Source organism: Stenotrophomonas sp. GZD-301 (assembly GCF_049310345.1).
Lineage (GTDB): Bacteria > Pseudomonadota > Gammaproteobacteria > Xanthomonadales > Xanthomonadaceae > Stenotrophomonas.
In genome coordinates this window covers 1-16,390 of sequence record NZ_JBMOWY010000088.1, presented here as the reverse complement: position 1 = coordinate 16,390, position 16,390 = coordinate 1, and the positions used below count along the sequence as shown (strand labels likewise).

The window sequence follows — 16,390 nt, the reverse complement described above, 5'->3', positions numbered from 1 at the left end:
TTAATTCAATAAGACGAGGCTATATCATAAACTCGCTTAATGCAAGGTAAACCTCGTTTTAATGCAAGGTAAACCTCGTTTTAATGCAAGGTAAACCTCGTTTTAATGCAAGGTAAACCTCGTTTTAATGCAAGGTAAACCTCGTTTTAATGCAAGGTAAACCTCGTTTTATAGTCTCTAAGAATTTTATAAATAAAGGCTTTCAGCATGTCTAAAAGCATTTAAAAGATTTAAAAATATTTAAAAGCTCAGGTCATAAAAAATTGCCCTTGGTTTTCGCTTCGCTCAAACTCTATTGAACTTCGCTTTCGCTCAGTTCGTCGGGGCAATTTTTTGGTTAATACTTGCGTGACTTTAAGAAAAAGCAAAAGCAACTCGGAATTCGCTTCGCTCATGAGCTTTTTTCTCGCTACGCTCGGTCCAGGAGCAAATTTCTGCATGAAACTTAAGCTTTCTTAGGCTAAAGAGGGCAAAAAAATGTTTTTCAGAGAGTCTAGGCGCAAATTTTGATAGTTCGCTCGTAGACACTCGCTCTATGCAGCTATCTAAAGTCAAAACATCTCTTTACTTCACTCTCTTTTGCGTTTTTTGAGCTGTTTTCTGTTTTTCGCTATAGATCTATGTTTTTTAGATAAAGGCTCTTAAATCGCATTTGAATGCTTTCTGTGAAGCTTTTCATAATTAAAGTTTTAGGTTGAAATTTTTAACCTGGATGAATGAACAAAAACTGATCTTTTTACGTTTTTATAAACCAGAAAATAAATACTTTTTTCCATGTAAAACCAAGCACCAGTCCTACGTCACTTTAGCCAATTTTCTAATCCAGAATCCGGCACATGCCGGGATTTTTTTGTCACACACTACGCATCTAAAGATGATAACCCTCAAACCTTTGCTAGATATGGTTTTTATAGGTTTTTTTATCATATAGAAACTGTTTCAAAAAAAATGGATAAAAACTAATATAACTAGTTGTTTTTAAATAAAAAATAAACTTTCATTGAGTTTTTCAAAAAATATCCAATTTTTTGATTTAAAGTATTGAAATATAATGTAAAAACAACTTTCAAACCAACTTTCAGAATATATCTTAAAATTAAGGTTAATTTATTGAAATTATGAAAAAAATTGATGAAAGTTTAGATTTTTAAGTTTCAGAATTGTGTACAAAATTAATGGACTTTTTTATGCTAAAAATTTGATTTATATGATTATTGTTCTGTACATGGTGTTGTACAAAAATAAATACTATTTTGGGTCTAAGTGAATGAAAATTATAAAAAATAATATGTACACATGGATTATACAATAATGTACAAATTTTAGTGGCTAAATTAGGTATAAAGTATTGAAATTTATTAAAAATAAATATGTACAATCCAAGGTTACTTCTTATGTCAACAGAATTAGTCAATTCAGCCAATATCATCTCTTTTCCTAAGCCATGTGCCTTCTGTGAATCAAGGGAACATGTACAACTTTTTGCTGGGCTGATGCTTTGCAGGAGTTGTCAGGAAAACATCAAAATTACCAATCCTGATCTGTTTGCTACCAATGATCAGATTCAACAAAAAGCCCAGGATTAACCTGGGCTTCGTATAAGGTGTATTATGTTAATTTTAGAAAATCTTCAACCTCACCTTAAAGAATTAATCTACTAGAGGATGCTCTTTCATTAAATTCTGTATGTCATTTGGGTCATAACAACCACATAAGCCTAGAAGAACTATGTCGGATATAGCATCAATACAACAACCTGAAACGACTTGCATACGTTGATTTTTGTCATATCCAAAAACTGTATATGTCAAATCTTCATCATCAAAATGATCTTTACAGATTGAACAGCAATCAGGGTATTTCTTCAAAACCTTATCAATATCCTTTTGCTGAGTAACAGTAACGCTCATATAACAACTCAAATAACTTTTCTTGGTCATAATTTTACATCTATATTTTTCTGAATATCCTTTTATTTAGCATGATGGGCGTTATTTGGAACGAGAGCGGACAACTCTCGTTTTTTGTTATGGAAACTGCTAAAATACAAGTACGCCATTGACGTATAAAGAGTCCATGTTATTTATTGAAACCAGCATCTTTACCAAGCAAATTAAAGACCTTGTATCTGATGAGGAATATCGTCAACTTCAGGAAGATCTTTTGGTACAGCCTGATAGAGGTGATCTAATCAAGAATGGCGGTGGTATTCGCAAAGTACGTTGTGCTCAAGGTAACAAAGGAAAAAGTGGTGGTATTCGGGTGATTTATTATTGGGTCACCGAGGATGATCAGATATTTTTCTTATTGGCTTATCCAAAATCAGTGAAAGATAATTTAACAGATAAGGAAACAGCCATTCTGCGCCAACTCGTGAAGGAGCAATTTCATGGATAACAACTTATTTGATGACTTGGTTGCTTCAATCAAAGAAGCTGGAGCTATCAAACGTAAAGAAGTTAAAGCAAGTCGAGTTACAGAACTCGAACTACCAGATATTAAAGAAGTACGTGAAAAAACAGGCTTGAGCCAAAATGAGTTTGCTGCACGTCTGCATATTAGTCCTCGTACCCTGCAAAATTGGGAACAAGGTCGACGCTATCCAACTGGACCAGCAGCTACATTAATTCGAATTTTAGATGCTCATCCAAGCCTTATTTGAAAAAATTACTTAAAAAAATGGGAGCTTAGCTCCCATTTTTAAATTCGTATAACGGCCATTATGTTAAATGGGCATAAATCAATTCTAAAATTATCTATGATAATTCTTAGCTTTTACTTCAGTACTGCGTTTAGGGTGGATAGAAAAGGGGCTAGCTGCTATGATTGCCCCCGAAATCCTCCAAAATAGATATCTTTCTTAATATGACACTTACGCCACCATAAGTTTATTTACCTCTTAAATCAGTAAATAACTCATCACTGTCTAGTGATGTGGTGTAGTAGCTTGTGTGTCGTATATATCACATCACTAGCCTTTCTTAAAATTTAAAAAAATAGGCTATTTCATGTTATCCACTATTCGAGAACAATGGTTCTCTAATATTCGCGGGGATGTCCTTGCGGGTATTGTTGTCGCTTTGGCTCTAATTCCTGAAGCAATTGCCTTCTCTATTATTGCAGGTGTCGATCCTAAAGTCGGGTTATACGCTTCATTCTGTATTGCCGTGGTGATTGCTTTCGTAGGTGGTCGCCCTGGTATGATTTCTGGGGCAACCGGTGCCATGGCGTTATTAATGGTAACACTGGTTAAAGAGCATGGTCTGCAATACTTATTAGCAGCCACAATTTTGACAGGATTTATTCAAATCTTAGCCGGCTATCTAAAATTAGGTGCCTTGATGCGGTTTGTATCCAAGTCAGTTGTGATTGGCTTTGTGAATGCCCTGGCTATTCTAATTTTTATGGCTCAATTACCTGAACTCACTAATGTGACATGGCATGTCTATGCGATGACAATTGGTGGTTTAGCCATTATTTATCTATTCCCTTATATTCCAGTGATAGGGAAGCTTTTACCCTCTCCTCTCATCTGTATTGTCTTACTTACGCTCTTTGCCTTATTCATTGGTTTAGATGTAAGAACCGTCGGAGATATGGGGCAATTACCGGATACGCTTCCAATTTTCTTGCTTCCTGATATTCCTTTAAATCTTGAAACCTTAACGATTATTTTGCCTTATTCACTGGGATTAGCAGCCGTAGGTTTGCTTGAATCTATGATGACAGCAACGATTGTCGATGATTTAACAGATACCAATAGTGATAAAAACCGTGAGTGTAAAGGACAAGGCGTTGCCAATATTGCTTCAGGTTTCTTAGGCGGAATGGCAGGCTGTGCCATGATTGGTCAATCGATTATTAATGTGAAATCTGGTGGGGGTACCCGTTTATCTACATTTAGTGCAGGGGTCTTTCTGTTAATTATGGTGGTGTTTATCAGTGACTGGCTTAAAGCCATTCCAATGGCTGCACTGGTTGCTGTCATGATCATGGTAGCAATTGGAACATTTAACTGGGATTCACTACGCAATATCCGCCAATATCCCTTATCTAGCAATATTGTGATGATCGTTACAGTCATCGTGGTCGTTGCGACACATAATTTGGCTTATGGCGTATTAGTTGGTGTACTTCTTTCTGCATTATTTTTTGCCAACAAAATTGAACGCTACATGGCAATTCAGTCCGAATTTAATGAACCTGAAAATACCCGTACTTATACGGTAACAGGTCAAGTGTTCTTCAGCTCAGCAGATAAATTTACTTCTGCATTTGATTTCAAAGAAGCACTTTCAAAAGTTGTAATTGATGTTAGTCAGGCTCACTTTTGGGATGTTTCTGCGGTCGCTGCCGTAGATAAAGTGGTCATTAAGTTTAGACGTGAAGGAACAGAAGTCGAACTTATTGGAATGAATGAAGCCAGCAAAACCTTAGTCGATAAATTTGGCATCCATGATAAACCAGATGCATTAGATCGCTTAAATAGCCACTAAGAGGGATGAAAAATGTCAAAAATTATTGCATGTATTGATGGATCATTAGCAACAAATACCGTTTGTGATTATGCAGCTTGGTTTAGCGATAAACTTAGTTCACCGCTTAAGTTATTACATGTTATTGATAAGCCAAAAGCGAAAGCACCACAAGATTTAAGCGGTGCAATCGGCTTGGGAAGTCGAGAAACCTTGCTCAAAGAATTGGTTGAAATTGAAGAGCGTAAGGGGAAGATTGAACTAGAGCATGGCCAAATTCTTCTTCGGGAAGCAAAGAATTATCTATTGGAGAAGTTCTCTATTGATGCTCAAAGTTTTCAACGCCACGGCAGTCTTTTAGAGACAATCATGGGAATGGAAGAGGATATTCGTGTTCTTGTTATGGGTAAACATGGGGCTGAAACCGAGCATGATTCCAGTAAAGTTGGAACCCATATTGAAAATGTTGTTCGTGCACTTCATAAACCCGTATTAATAACATCTTCACCCTTTAGTCCACCTAAGTCTTTTTTAATTGCTTTTGATGGAAGTCCTACTGCACGTATTTGTGTAGACAAAATTGCAAATAGCCCTTTATTAAAAACCCTGACAGCTCATGTGGTATATGTTGGTAAGCCAAATAGTGATATGACATTACAAGTCACTTGGGCAAAAGAGCTACTTGCAAATAATGGTTTTGATGTAATTGATAGCATGCTTGACGGTGATGTTGAGAAATCTATATTGGATTATCAAGAAAAAAACGTTATTGATATGATTGTAATTGGTGCATATGGTCATTCAAAGATACGCCAGTTTTTTATTGGTAGTACGACGACCAAATTGTTATCAAGCTCTACAAAACCAGTATTATTATTAAGATAATTTTTAAAAGATAAAAGGATAGTTTTTAACTATCCCTTTTTTAGATTTTCTAAAATTAACATAATACACCTTATGCGAAAAACCTAGATTTTACATTTATGGGCAAAAATCTAGGTTTTCCTTATTGACCTGAATCAAAAACACAATCTATCCATCATTGCAGCCTAAAAAACACAAATTTTCCATGTTGTGGCTAAAAATCACTCACAATATGGATAAGTTTTTTCAAGATTCCATGTTCAAAAAACACAAATTTTCCACTTATAAAAATCAATCTAAGCTAAAGCCAGGATCTTTTTTCTGAGTAAGCACATGGCGTCTAGATATTTCTAAATCATATTCCTTGCCATAAAGTTCAGCATTGTTCTGATTTCTAATTTTTTTAATTGTGTTTTTTTGAGCTTCAACATCAAGCTGAATAATTGGATCAGCGCTATAAAGTTTCCAACGAGGGATTTGTGGTACATCCTGTAATTTGGTCCCGAATTTTTGATTGAAATCGTCATTAGATAGGCAACTGACCTGATTTTTCACTTCAATTTCTACACCATAAACCATTACTTTTTTAGTTGGTGCATATTTTTCTAAAAACAAATTCATTAATTCTTGAGTTTTTTCACGGAATACTTTGATTTGATTTCGCCCAAAACCTAATGCATCAGCTGTTAACTTTTGCGCACCACCTTGAGTTGGATTTTTTGGCCGGTACTGTTTAAAAAACTGCTCTGGTGGTCGTTCAATATCATCTGAAATTGTTCTTTCTGAATACATCAAATGTAAATGTGGTTGATCCTCTCCAGTAATTTCACTGGGATGATTATGAATGACTGCGGTATAAGGAAATTGATATTGTCCGGCAAACTGATCTATTAACTTCTGAACCAATTCTGCTCGTTGTTCTAGTATTAACTCTTTTGGTAAAGCAATGGTTAAAGTAGAGCTTGTTCTTCCCCGGGAAATTTCAAATTGATCAGCACTTTTCCAAAAAAGTTTTGGTTTATTTTCTGCCCATTTGGGCATATTTCCATACCGCATAAACTCTAATTTTTCATTGTCTTTTTGATTTTCAAAATGTGCCGTCCGAGTTAAATAATGGAATGCATTCAGAGAACTCTGCTCTTTTTTAATATTATGCTTTAGATTTAAATAAAACATCAGTTCACCTCAAACAAATTACGTGTAACGAAACAGCAAATTTTCTTGTAACAAGGGGCTAATTCTTGTTGCAGAGAGCAGTCTCTTCTTGTTGCAAACATCGATATTTCATCAAAAAAGTTTGTTGCACTCGTCTAAAATTCGCTGTTTTCCTTGTTGCACCCCTTTCCCATTTCTTGTAACGGCAGACATTGCTTACTTTTTCACCATTAAGAAAAATACCGTTAAAACCCGAAGAAAAACTCATAATTTAATAATTAAATCAGTGGTTTATGTAGCCTCCGCAGGAGCGAGTAGAAGTGTCTTTTTTTAACAATGATTGCTAAAGCAATCATTGTTAAAAAAAGACACGGAAACGAGATAAACAATATTTTATGTATAACATAAAATATTGTTTCAACACCATCAGAATTCCGCTAACATCAATTTAGATACCCAAAATCAGGAAATCCGCTTTGGCCGGTAGAAAAACATTTGCCTTAACACAACAAGAAATCATCGATTTGGATAAACATATTCGAGCGCTGCCGTTTAAAAGACGAATGCAAGATGCTTTTTTAGCAATGATTTCTGAACGAGAATCAATGAAACAACTGAATGAAGAAGATTTAAAACTTATTCAACGATGTCGTTATGAGCGCAATACTTATAATAAACGTATAGTTCAATTACAACTGATCCAAAAAACCGAGCCACAGAAATTAAAAAAATTAGAATTGAATATTCTAGAATTAAGTAAAAAAACAGATATTGATGCTTACTTTGCAATGCATGATGCATTAAATGAAGTTTTAAAAATTAAAAGAAATCAGACTTCTGAAAAGAATATTACAGCGAAGGTCGAACGAGTTTTAAACCCTGAGAAATATAACCAGGCCCCCCTTAGTAAATCTTTAAGAAAACAGCAAGACCACATTAAATATTTTATCGGATCACTATATTTAAACTTATTGGAACAAAGCGGTTTAGAGCGATCAAATTCAAACGAAGATTTAGATCGAATGCTCGATTTATTTAAGCAGGCACAATCCGGAGCAGAAAAGAACAATGCATTTAGCCTGGATCAAAATAGAAAAACAGATATTTTATCGGCTAAATCGCTATATGAAATGGAGAAATTGATTAAGCAAGCCAAAGAAGATCCAAGGAATCCTTTCAATAAAGCTTAGATTGACTCAAATAATAGGGTTTAAATACACTGTTGAAGCCGTATATGCCTTTTTTAGCCTAAACCTATATTCCCCATCAATAAAAAAATTAGAGTGCTCTAAACGCAAATTAGAGTATTTTGGAGATCATTTGATTTTACCGATAAGAACAAAGCGAGTGTCTACGAGCGATCCTTGGAAAATTTTGCCTAGACTCCCTGAAAAACCGCTTTTTAGGCTGTGAAACCTAAATAAGCATGGAAAAGTTGTAGAAATTTGAGTCTAGATCGAGCGTAGCGAGTAAAAAAGTTTTATGAGCGTAGCGAATTCCGAGTTGCTTTTGCTTTTTTAAAGTCACGTAAGTGCTCACCAAAAAATTGCCCCGACGAACTGAGCGAAAGCGAAGTTCAATAGAGTTTGAGCGAAGCGAAAACCAAGGGCAATTTTTCTTTACCTGGGCTTTTAATTATTTTTAATCTTTTAAATGCTTTTAAGTAAGCTGTAACCCTTTATTCATAATAGTTTTAGAGTTAATAAAACTAGGTTTATCGACCCATAAAACTAGGTTTATCGACCCATAAAACTAGGTTTATCGACCCATAAAACTAGGTTTATCGACCTTAAAACTAGGTTTATCGACCCCAAATTAAGTCGATTTACAATTCAATTAAAATAGTCTATTGTACAACCTAGTTTAATTATAAATTTATTATTAGAAATGAGTGAATTAATCGTAAAGGATAATGCTTTAATTCAAGCTAGCTATACCCTAGATACAGTTGAACAAAGGCTGATCCTATTAGCCATTGCTGAAGCTCGGGAAACAGGGCACGGGATAACTGAAAATAGCCTTTTAGAAGTACATGCAAGTAGTTATATCAATACCTTTAATGTCGAGAAACACACTGCTTATACCGTGCTTCGGGATGCATCTAAAAGCTTGTTTGATCGCTATGTCACGTATCATGACATTAATCCTAAGACTGGTAAGGATCGTAGCTTTCACTGTCGTTGGGTCGATAAAATTGGATATGAACCTCAATCCGGGATCGTTTTCCTACGTTTCACGCAAGACATTGTTCCACTCATAACTCGACTGGAAGAAAACTTTACTAAATATGAATTGGAGCAGGTTTCGAGATTAACTAGCTCTTATGCTATTCGGTTATACGAGTTATTAATTCAATGGAGATCTGCTGGTAAAACGCCAATTTTTGATCTATCGATCTTTAGACAACAACTTGGTGTCGAAGCTCATCAATACAAAACAATGAGTAATTTTAAAACGTATGTTTTAGATTTTGCCCTCAAGCAAGTAAATGAGTTAACCGATATAACGGCTAAATATGAACAACATAAAAAAGGACGTTCAATTTCCGGTTTTTCTTTCAGTTTTAAGCAGAAAAAAACCAACTCTGACAAAGTAATTAAGGGAACGGATACATTAGCCCTTTTCACCAAAATGAGTGATAAACAACGTCATCTCTTTGCCAACAAACTTTCTGAATTACCTGAGATGGGGCAATATTCAGAAGGCACCGAAAGCTTCCAACAATTTGCTATACGCATTGCAGAAATGCTCCAAGATTATCAAAAATTCCAAGAATTATTCCCTTATCTTCAAAAAGTTGGCTTTGCACCTGCCTAAAATTTAAACTTGATCATTTGTTTATTAGACAGTCTAATAGACAACAACTTTTGACAGGTTTAGGCATAGATTTACAACATGAAAAGCCTTACAGTTCTCGAGCTTTCTAAGCTTTACAATATCAATAGACAAACGATTTACAACAACATAAAGAAAGGAATTTTAAGTAAAAATTCCCAGAATAAGATCGATCTAGCCGAGGCTATCCGTGTTTTCGGGGAACCTGTCAAAAAACAGGATGTAAAAGAACCTGTAAAAATAGACAGTCCAAATTCGGCAGAAGTTTTACTACTTAGACAGCAGATAGACATGCTGAAAAACCAGCTTGATGATGCCAAAGATCGGGAATCTTTCTATCAGAACCAAATTGAAACGATGCAACGCCTATTAGAAGCCCCAAAACCTAATATGACTACGTTTACCGATCAAGAATTAGTGCAACCCAGCATAGCCAAACCAGATCCCGAACCTGACACAGCAGAAGCTAAACATGACGGATTGACTACTCCAGAGCGGAGGGAAAATAAGTGGATTCCAGTGCCAGAGCACATTGAACCAGAGCCTGAGAAAAGAGGCTTTTGGAGCCGTTTTTTTAGACCCTATGATTAACCACGATTGTTTAATTAATATGAATAAAGTCGTGAAACTTTGATTAAATAATAAGCGTGGAACGTGAAAAATCATAAAAAAAAAGCCCACCTTGGGGAGGTTGGGCAAAAAAGAAACTACAGCGTTGATTTCTAAGGAAAATTATAACACATTTCGTATAAGGTGTATTATGTTAATAATATAAATTTTTAAAAGCATATTGATTTAATAATAGAAAAATTATCAGAGTAGGGCATGTGTAAAGTAAACGTTCGATTATTAACCAATAATGATTAAAGATTTATATCTTGTATGTGTTAATTTTATTAACATATATATACGAAATTAATAATGCCTTAAGTGAAATAGTATGCTAGGTAAAAATCATCATTTTTTAAAAAAATTTTCGATCAGTGATGCTGCTATAGCGTATAAAAAACCTCGCTCGACTATACTTAAATATATAAAAAGCGGAGATTTCGAACTTGACTACAATAAATTGATTGAATACAGTCAGTTAGTTAGAAAATTTGGTGAACTTACTTACCCTATACAGGACGAAAGAGAGCAACAAATCAAAAAACTAAAAGATGAAGTTATGCATTTAAAAAAACAACTTAACTTTTTTAAATATACTTCAATCTCAAACAAAAATAGACTATTAATTTCTCATAAACATTCCATTTAACATAATAGAGCTTATACGAAATGCTTTTTAAAATCTCCTTGTTTTTCATATAGTTAAAAATTTTTCATCCCCCTAAAAAACCACAAAAAACCGACTGGGAAACAAGTCGGTTTCTTTTTAAGCAAAACTGTAACTTTTAGCCAATAAAATCGATCAAAAAACATTCGTTTTTCATTTTTTCCTGATTTCTCAATGGTCACACTTCACAAATAATCCCCAATTTCTGCGGACAACTCTTGGGATAAAATAGGCCAACTTTGTAAGCTAAAGCTTACAGAGATTTAAGGATTTTGCTGATTGGTAATCCAAGGTACTAGCCCTATTATGAATACATAAGGGAACTGGATGTCTCCAGACAACAAGAATAAGAAAATAGCGCAAGGAATGGGCAGCACGAGATCAGTAAGACGAGCACCCGATATGAAAAAGCCCGACAGGATGTCGGGCTTTTTTATTGCCATTTGCAAAGTTATTCAATCAGCTTTAATATATAGACTATAATCTATATTATGGTTGTAATATGTGGACAGTCATTACAACGGATCTGTTTAATGAATGGCTTGAACAGCAAGATGAAATAACACAAGAGAAAGTCTTAGCTGCGTTGGTTGTTCTGCAACTGCAAAGACCAAGTTTAGGTCGTCCCTTAGTAGATACCGTCTACGATTCTAAATTTACCAATATGAAGGAACTACGTGTTCAGCATCGAGGTAAACCATTAAGAGCATTTTTTGCATTCGATCCATTACGACAAGCAATTGTACTGTGTATTGGTGATAAGAGCGGTAAAAAGCGTTTTTATACAGAGATGCTAGCAATTGCAGATAAGCAATATGAACTTCATCTCTCAACATTAGGAGAATAATCTGATGGCTAAGACCCTACAAGAATTATTGGCTAATCGCTCTCCTGAGAGCCAAGCCCGTATTCAAAAAATGGCTGATGAATTGCTATTAGAAAATCAGCTTTACCTTATTCGTGAAGAACTCGAAATCTCTCAAAAAGAACTGGCTGAAACTTTGGGAATAAAACAGCCATCGCTTTCAGCAATAGAAAATCGTGGCAATGATCTTAAGATTTCAACCATGAAAAAGTATGTTGAAGCTATGGGAGGAAAGCTCCGTATTGATGTGGAACTTCCAACTGGGAAACATATAGGATTCAATGTATAGATATAGAAAAGTGAGTTTAAGCTCACTTTTTTCATTTGGTCTGATCAGTATGATATAAGTTATAAATCATTCAAAAGATAAAGGCTTATATATGACTGATAAAAAACAGAACGATCATCTAAATCTTGATGGAATCAACTCATCTTATAATGATGGTGATGGGCTAAGAATAAATAATCCTGAGGATTTCAGAAGTATTACCATATCTAATGGCTATTTCTCAAACAATAAAGGGAATGGAATTACTATTGGCTCACCGCAACAATCACCATTAGAAATCATTCTTACTCAATTAGCCCCAAAACTTCCAGATACTATTCAGCCTTATGAATTGGCATCAGTTATTCAAAACCTTCTGGAATCAACTAATCAAGAAGAAATATCTCAAAAATTAATGACTTCAGGCCTTAAAGAAAAATTTAAAGATCCTAATCTTTGGATATCTTTCAGTAGTTTATTGTTTTCATTAATTTTCCAATTTTCATCTAAATAGATTTATAGAGTTCAATTACTTAATTTGGAAACCCTAAAAAACTGAGTAAACATGAGTCAAAAAATATTACAGCGTTATGAACAACTACTAACCGATTCTGCTTCCATCAAAGCTATGACAAAAAAAGCTTACTCAGAATATAGCGGTAGCTATGATACTTTGGGTGATGAGGGGGATGCTCTTTATCTTGAATGGAAAGTTAAAGTTAAAAATCTATTATTACTATCATGTGGTGAACATTCTATTCATTACCGTGATTTTTTAGATGCTGAAGAAACACAGAGCTTTGATACTAATACTAGAATAATCAGTAGGTTAATTCCAATTTTAAAAGCATCGTATGATGATTTTAAAAATGGTTTTTTAACTTCTTTCAAGCAAATTGTTCAAGCTGAAGTTTTTGATAGTGAATTAGAACAAGCACGATCGCTGTTAAGTAGTGGTTATAAAAATTCAGCTGCTGTAATTGCTGGTGTAGTTCTAGAAACCGCAATTAAAGAACTATGTTTGAATAATGGAATAGAATTAGAGAAGAAAAAATTAACACGATTGAATGAAGACTTGGCAAAAGCGGGAGTTTATAACCCTCTACAGCAAAAACTAATTACAGCTATGGCTGATATTCGAAATAATGCGGCCCATGGAGATTATGATCAGTTTACAAAAGAAGATGTTCACAGGATGATCGAAGATATCGAAAGATTTCTACTAGCTTACTCTTCGTAAGACTGTCAGATTTACATAGAAAAAATTTAATTATTTAACATAAAATCTCTTATGCGAAGCAAAAATGGGAGTCTATAGCTCCCATTTTCATCAATGATTCTTAAGATCTTCTAGCATTGCTTCACGCAGAATTTTATTCATGCGTGTCTGATAGCCTTTGCCTTGAGCCTTTAACCATGCAAGTACATCTGCATCTAGACGAACAGATGTTTGTTGCTTCACTGGACGATAAAATTGCCCATGGCGAACAGCATGACTCCAGTCGGTAATCTCAGGAATGTCAGATAGATCTAATTGTTCATCTGGTACAGTTCCTTTTGCAAGCAAGCGTTTAATTTCAGCATCTTGCTTGTCACTGAATTTTTCATTCAGTTCTTTGCGTGTATATCTAACCATGCTCATATTGATTGCGTTCCGCTTTAGTGACTTGCCTTGCACTAATGATTCGTATGATCTCACAGTCATCATCGTCAATGATTGTATGAGCCACCAATAACATCAGTACACCTTTAACCATACCGATCGTTTGCCAACGTTCTTCACCATTGGTATGTCGATCCTGGATTGAGATCCGTAAAGGATCTTCAAAAACGAGGCTTGCCGTTTCAAAAGATACATCATGTTTTTTCTGATTCTTTTGGTTTTTAGCCTCATCCCATTCGAAATACAGTTCCATAAAAAACATTCAAATTTGTATATACAATAATGTATCACAAATTTGTATCACTCAAGCTAATTGGAGTAATTTTTAGTCAAAATTATTGGCAAGAAGTATCAAACTTGCTCAAAAAAAATCCGCTTTGTTTCCAAAGCGGATTTTTGCGGTGGTTACGGGTGATGTAAAATAGTTAAGCATATGATTTTATTTAACTTATAAAAGACGATTTCGGATAACGCCCATTATGTTAAATAGAGGGAAAATCTATTTTTAAAGTGATAAAATTATTGTAGTTATTTTAAGAATAGCTGCTTTTGATACTTGATCATCTATCCTAATTAAAAACTGTTTTTTAATAATTTGGAATATAAATAAGATTTAGTTAAAATTAAAATTATTCATATAAATTAACATTATGTATTACATTTACTAATAATTTAAAATAATTAGTAGAAAAAAATTATGTTTTAATTATTTCTTTGATTATATAAGTTGAGAGTAAAAAATGATTAATACGGAATTTTCAGAGTGTATTTCTGCATGTACAAACTGTTCACTTATTTGTACTGAATGTGCAACTTCTTGTTTAAAAGAAAAAGATTTAGAGATGATGCGTGAATGTATTCAACGTTGTCTAGAATGTGCAGATATTTGTCAGTTATGTGTGCGTATGCAACAACATAACTCACCTTTCCTCAAAGAGATTTGTGAGCTTTGTGCTAAGATCTGTGAATATTGTGCGGAAGAGTGTGAAAAACATTCACATGATTATTGTAAAAAATGTGCTGAGGCTTGCCGTCAGTGTGCAGAAGAATGTCGAAAAATTGCCATGTAAAATACTTCAATAATGTTAATTATATGGCTCTAGACTAACATAATCATTCTGCTAGTCTAGAGCCTTTCCTAAAATTAACATAATACACCTTATCCGAAATGCGTTATAATTATCTATAGAAATCAATGCTGTAGTTTCTAGTTTATAGCCCATCTTCCCCAAGGTGGGTTTTTTTTATGATTTTTCACGTTCCACGCTTATTTATTGAGCAATGTTCCACGGTTTTATTTAGCCTAAGTTAACCATATGGAAGAAAAAAACGACTCCAGAAGCCACGCTTTTTAGGCTCTGGTTCAACATGCTCTGGAACAGGAATGCGCTTATTCTCTGGAGTAGTCAATCCGTCATGTTTAGGAGCATCAATATTAGGTTCTGGCTGTACTTGAGCTACATTCGCTTGCGACTGTTCTTGATCGGTAAACGTAGTCATATTGGCTTTTGGTGCTTCTAGTAAGCGCTGCATGGCCTCGATCTGATCTTGATAAAACGATTCACGTTCTAGTGATTGATTTTCTCTAAACAGTGCTTGATTTAACTGTTTTTCCAGTATGTCAACTTGACGTTTTAATAGGTCAACTTCTGTCAAGTTTTGACTGTTAATTGATTGACTTTGATTGACATTAGTATCTTTCTTTTGTGGTTCCCCAAAAACTCTTATGGCTTCTGCGAAGTCAATTAATCCATCAGATCCTTTAGATAAATTTCCTTTGTTTATATGCGCATATATGGCTTGTCGTGAATATCCGTAAAGCTTAGCCAACTCTGAAACTGACAGTTTTTTCATTATGTAAACTAGTTTTCAATTTGTGTTAATACTTGACTGTCAACTTTACAATGTCAATTGACATCATTTATTGAAAGCCAACTTTTCGAAGTAATGGAGTAAGTTCTTTTAATTTCTCCGGCTGTTTTAGCATATCTGCAATCCGTACAGCAAATTGTTCATAGGTTTCGGTGCCTTGTGAAAGTTTTCCCATTTCTGGAAGCTCTGACAATTTACTCGCAAATGAATAGCGTTGTGCATCTGTTAAAGTGATCGTTATATCTTCGCTTACACCTATACTTTTAGCTGACTTCGTTACTGATTTTTTTTGTTTAAAGCTAAATGAAAAACCTGTAATTGATCTACCAGTCTTATGCTGTTCAACTTTAACAGTAATGTCGGTATGTTCATTTACTTGCTTTAATGCAATGTCTAAGACATATTTTTTAAAGTCATACATTCGTTTGTATTCAGTATCGAGTACACCTATTTTTTGTCTGAAATCAGACAAAGTTATAAGAGGCGTTTTTCCTGTACTACGCCATGCAATCAATATCTCATATAACCGAACGGCATAAGCACTTGTTAAATTGCTTATTTGTTGTATTTCATACTTTGTAAATTGTTCTTCTAGTCTTGTAATTAAAGGCACGATAGCGGGAGCAAAAATAAGTCTAACAACCGCTTCATTATCAATATAAGCGACTTCACTCACCCATCTTGACTTGTGATTAATAATGTTGCCTTTTTCACTAAGACTTTGATAACTGAATTGTCTTGCAAATAGATCATCACAAGCATCTTTTAATGCCTGATAAGCCGTGTTTCGGTGTACACAAAATTGATTGATGTAGCTTTCAGCATGAACTGTTAATGGATCATTAGCATTTATTCCCTTACCCGATTCCCTTGCTTCAACGATAGCTAGAAGAATTAACCGTTGCTCGACTAGATCAAGGTTATAACTGGCATTAATTAATGCATTATCTTTAACTATTAGTTCTGTTTTCATATGAAAAGGTTATATTTTTAATTCAATAAGACGAGGCTATATCATAAACTCGCTTAATGCAAGGTAAACCTCGTTTTAATGCAAGGTAAACCTCGTTTTAATGCAAGGTAAACCTCGTTTTAATGCAAGGTAAACCTCGTTTTA

The 16,390-nt window shown here is 34.5% G+C and carries 19 protein-coding genes; 13 read left to right on the top strand and 6 right to left on the bottom strand.

Translation table 11 applies throughout. The features are described 5' to 3' along the window. Positions 1 to 1,649: 1,649 nt before the first annotated feature. The gene (locus ACO6VK_RS20125) at positions 1,650 to 1,910 is read right to left on the bottom strand and encodes a hypothetical protein (RefSeq protein ID WP_004698336.1); all 261 of its coding nucleotides are present in this window, start codon (positions 1,908 to 1,910) and stop codon (positions 1,650 to 1,652) included. Between the two features lie 166 nt (positions 1,911 to 2,076). On the opposite strand from ACO6VK_RS20125, the gene ACO6VK_RS20120 reads away from it, so the two are divergent. The 4 genes from ACO6VK_RS20120 (at position 2,077) to ACO6VK_RS20105 (ending at position 5,360) form a co-directional block, all read left to right on the top strand. Further along, positions 2,077 to 2,397: a type II toxin-antitoxin system RelE/ParE family toxin gene (locus ACO6VK_RS20120; RefSeq protein ID WP_004698338.1), complete on the top strand. Its 321-nt coding sequence runs from the start codon at positions 2,077 to 2,079 to the stop codon at positions 2,395 to 2,397. After that, the gene (gene nadS / locus ACO6VK_RS20115; protein WP_000369781.1) at positions 2,390 to 2,662 is read left to right on the top strand and encodes a NadS family protein; all 273 of its coding nucleotides are present in this window, start codon (positions 2,390 to 2,392) and stop codon (positions 2,660 to 2,662) included. Before ACO6VK_RS20120 ends, nadS begins: the two co-directional genes overlap by 8 nt. A 346-nt stretch (positions 2,663 to 3,008) precedes the next feature. Further along, on the top strand, positions 3,009 to 4,496 hold the full coding sequence (locus ACO6VK_RS20110; protein ID WP_005065066.1) for a SulP family inorganic anion transporter: 1,488 nt from the start codon (positions 3,009 to 3,011) through the stop codon (positions 4,494 to 4,496). A gap of 12 nt (positions 4,497 to 4,508) precedes the next feature. Next, positions 4,509 to 5,360: a universal stress protein gene (locus ACO6VK_RS20105; protein ID WP_005065068.1), complete on the top strand. Its 852-nt coding sequence runs from the start codon at positions 4,509 to 4,511 to the stop codon at positions 5,358 to 5,360. A 270-nt stretch (positions 5,361 to 5,630) separates the two neighbouring features. Here the strand turns inward: ACO6VK_RS20105 and ACO6VK_RS20100 are convergent, their stop codons facing one another. After that, positions 5,631 to 6,515 (bottom strand): MobA/MobL family protein, encoded by an 885-nt coding sequence (locus ACO6VK_RS20100; protein WP_005065070.1) that lies wholly within the window; start codon positions 6,513 to 6,515, stop codon positions 5,631 to 5,633. Positions 6,516 to 6,970: 455 nt separating this feature from the next. On the opposite strand from ACO6VK_RS20100, the gene ACO6VK_RS20095 reads away from it, so the two are divergent. The 8 genes from ACO6VK_RS20095 (at position 6,971) to ACO6VK_RS20060 (ending at position 12,978) form a co-directional block, all read left to right on the top strand. Further along, entirely contained in the window at positions 6,971 to 7,684 is a 714-nt protein-coding gene (locus tag ACO6VK_RS20095; protein WP_005065071.1) for a hypothetical protein, read from the top strand. A gap of 697 nt (positions 7,685 to 8,381) precedes the next feature. Continuing rightward, a complete protein-coding gene (gene repM, locus ACO6VK_RS20090; RefSeq protein WP_005065049.1) occupies positions 8,382 to 9,311 on the top strand; it encodes a replication initiation protein RepM in 930 nt (309 codons plus the stop codon). Positions 9,312 to 9,389: 78 nt separating this feature from the next. Then, positions 9,390 to 9,920, top strand: a complete 531-nt coding sequence (locus tag ACO6VK_RS20085; protein ID WP_005065050.1) for a plasmid replication DNA-binding protein — start codon at positions 9,390 to 9,392, stop codon at positions 9,918 to 9,920. A 349-nt stretch (positions 9,921 to 10,269) separates the two neighbouring features. Next, the gene (locus ACO6VK_RS20080) at positions 10,270 to 10,587 is read left to right on the top strand and encodes a hypothetical protein (RefSeq protein ID WP_000900860.1); all 318 of its coding nucleotides are present in this window, start codon (positions 10,270 to 10,272) and stop codon (positions 10,585 to 10,587) included. A gap of 520 nt (positions 10,588 to 11,107) precedes the next feature. Continuing rightward, positions 11,108 to 11,452, top strand: coding sequence for a type II toxin-antitoxin system RelE/ParE family toxin (locus tag ACO6VK_RS20075; RefSeq protein WP_284083204.1), 345 nt, complete (start codon positions 11,108 to 11,110; stop codon positions 11,450 to 11,452). Between the two features lie 4 nt (positions 11,453 to 11,456). Then, positions 11,457 to 11,759 (top strand): helix-turn-helix domain-containing protein, encoded by a 303-nt coding sequence (locus tag ACO6VK_RS20070; RefSeq protein WP_005065057.1) that lies wholly within the window; start codon positions 11,457 to 11,459, stop codon positions 11,757 to 11,759. A gap of 91 nt (positions 11,760 to 11,850) precedes the next feature. Further along, positions 11,851 to 12,252: a hypothetical protein gene (locus ACO6VK_RS20065; protein WP_005065059.1), complete on the top strand. Its 402-nt coding sequence runs from the start codon at positions 11,851 to 11,853 to the stop codon at positions 12,250 to 12,252. Positions 12,253 to 12,303: 51 nt separating this feature from the next. Then, on the top strand, positions 12,304 to 12,978 hold the full coding sequence (locus ACO6VK_RS20060) for a HEPN domain-containing protein (RefSeq protein ID WP_005065062.1): 675 nt from the start codon (positions 12,304 to 12,306) through the stop codon (positions 12,976 to 12,978). A 90-nt stretch (positions 12,979 to 13,068) separates the two neighbouring features. Here ACO6VK_RS20060 and ACO6VK_RS20055 read toward each other — a convergent pair whose 3' ends face one another. Then, positions 13,069 to 13,380, bottom strand: a complete 312-nt coding sequence (locus tag ACO6VK_RS20055; RefSeq protein ID WP_005065064.1) for a BrnA antitoxin family protein — start codon at positions 13,378 to 13,380, stop codon at positions 13,069 to 13,071. Further along, complete coding sequence (locus ACO6VK_RS20050; RefSeq protein ID WP_002124950.1) at positions 13,367 to 13,654, bottom strand: BrnT family toxin; 288 nt, start codon at positions 13,652 to 13,654, stop codon at positions 13,367 to 13,369. The genes ACO6VK_RS20055 and ACO6VK_RS20050 overlap by 14 nt, the downstream gene beginning before the upstream one ends. Positions 13,655 to 14,141: 487 nt before the next feature. Between ACO6VK_RS20050 and ACO6VK_RS20045 the strand changes: the two genes are divergently transcribed. After that, positions 14,142 to 14,471, top strand: a complete 330-nt coding sequence (locus tag ACO6VK_RS20045) for a four-helix bundle copper-binding protein (protein WP_000610966.1) — start codon at positions 14,142 to 14,144, stop codon at positions 14,469 to 14,471. Between the two features lie 238 nt (positions 14,472 to 14,709). On the opposite strand, the gene ACO6VK_RS20040 is transcribed toward ACO6VK_RS20045, so the two are convergent. Continuing rightward, a complete protein-coding gene (locus ACO6VK_RS20040) occupies positions 14,710 to 15,255 on the bottom strand; it encodes a plasmid replication DNA-binding protein (protein WP_000736774.1) in 546 nt (181 codons plus the stop codon). A gap of 67 nt (positions 15,256 to 15,322) precedes the next feature. Then, positions 15,323 to 16,246: a replication initiation protein RepM gene (gene repM, locus ACO6VK_RS20035; protein WP_348891978.1), complete on the bottom strand. Its 924-nt coding sequence runs from the start codon at positions 16,244 to 16,246 to the stop codon at positions 15,323 to 15,325. Positions 16,247 to 16,390 lie beyond the last annotated feature (144 nt).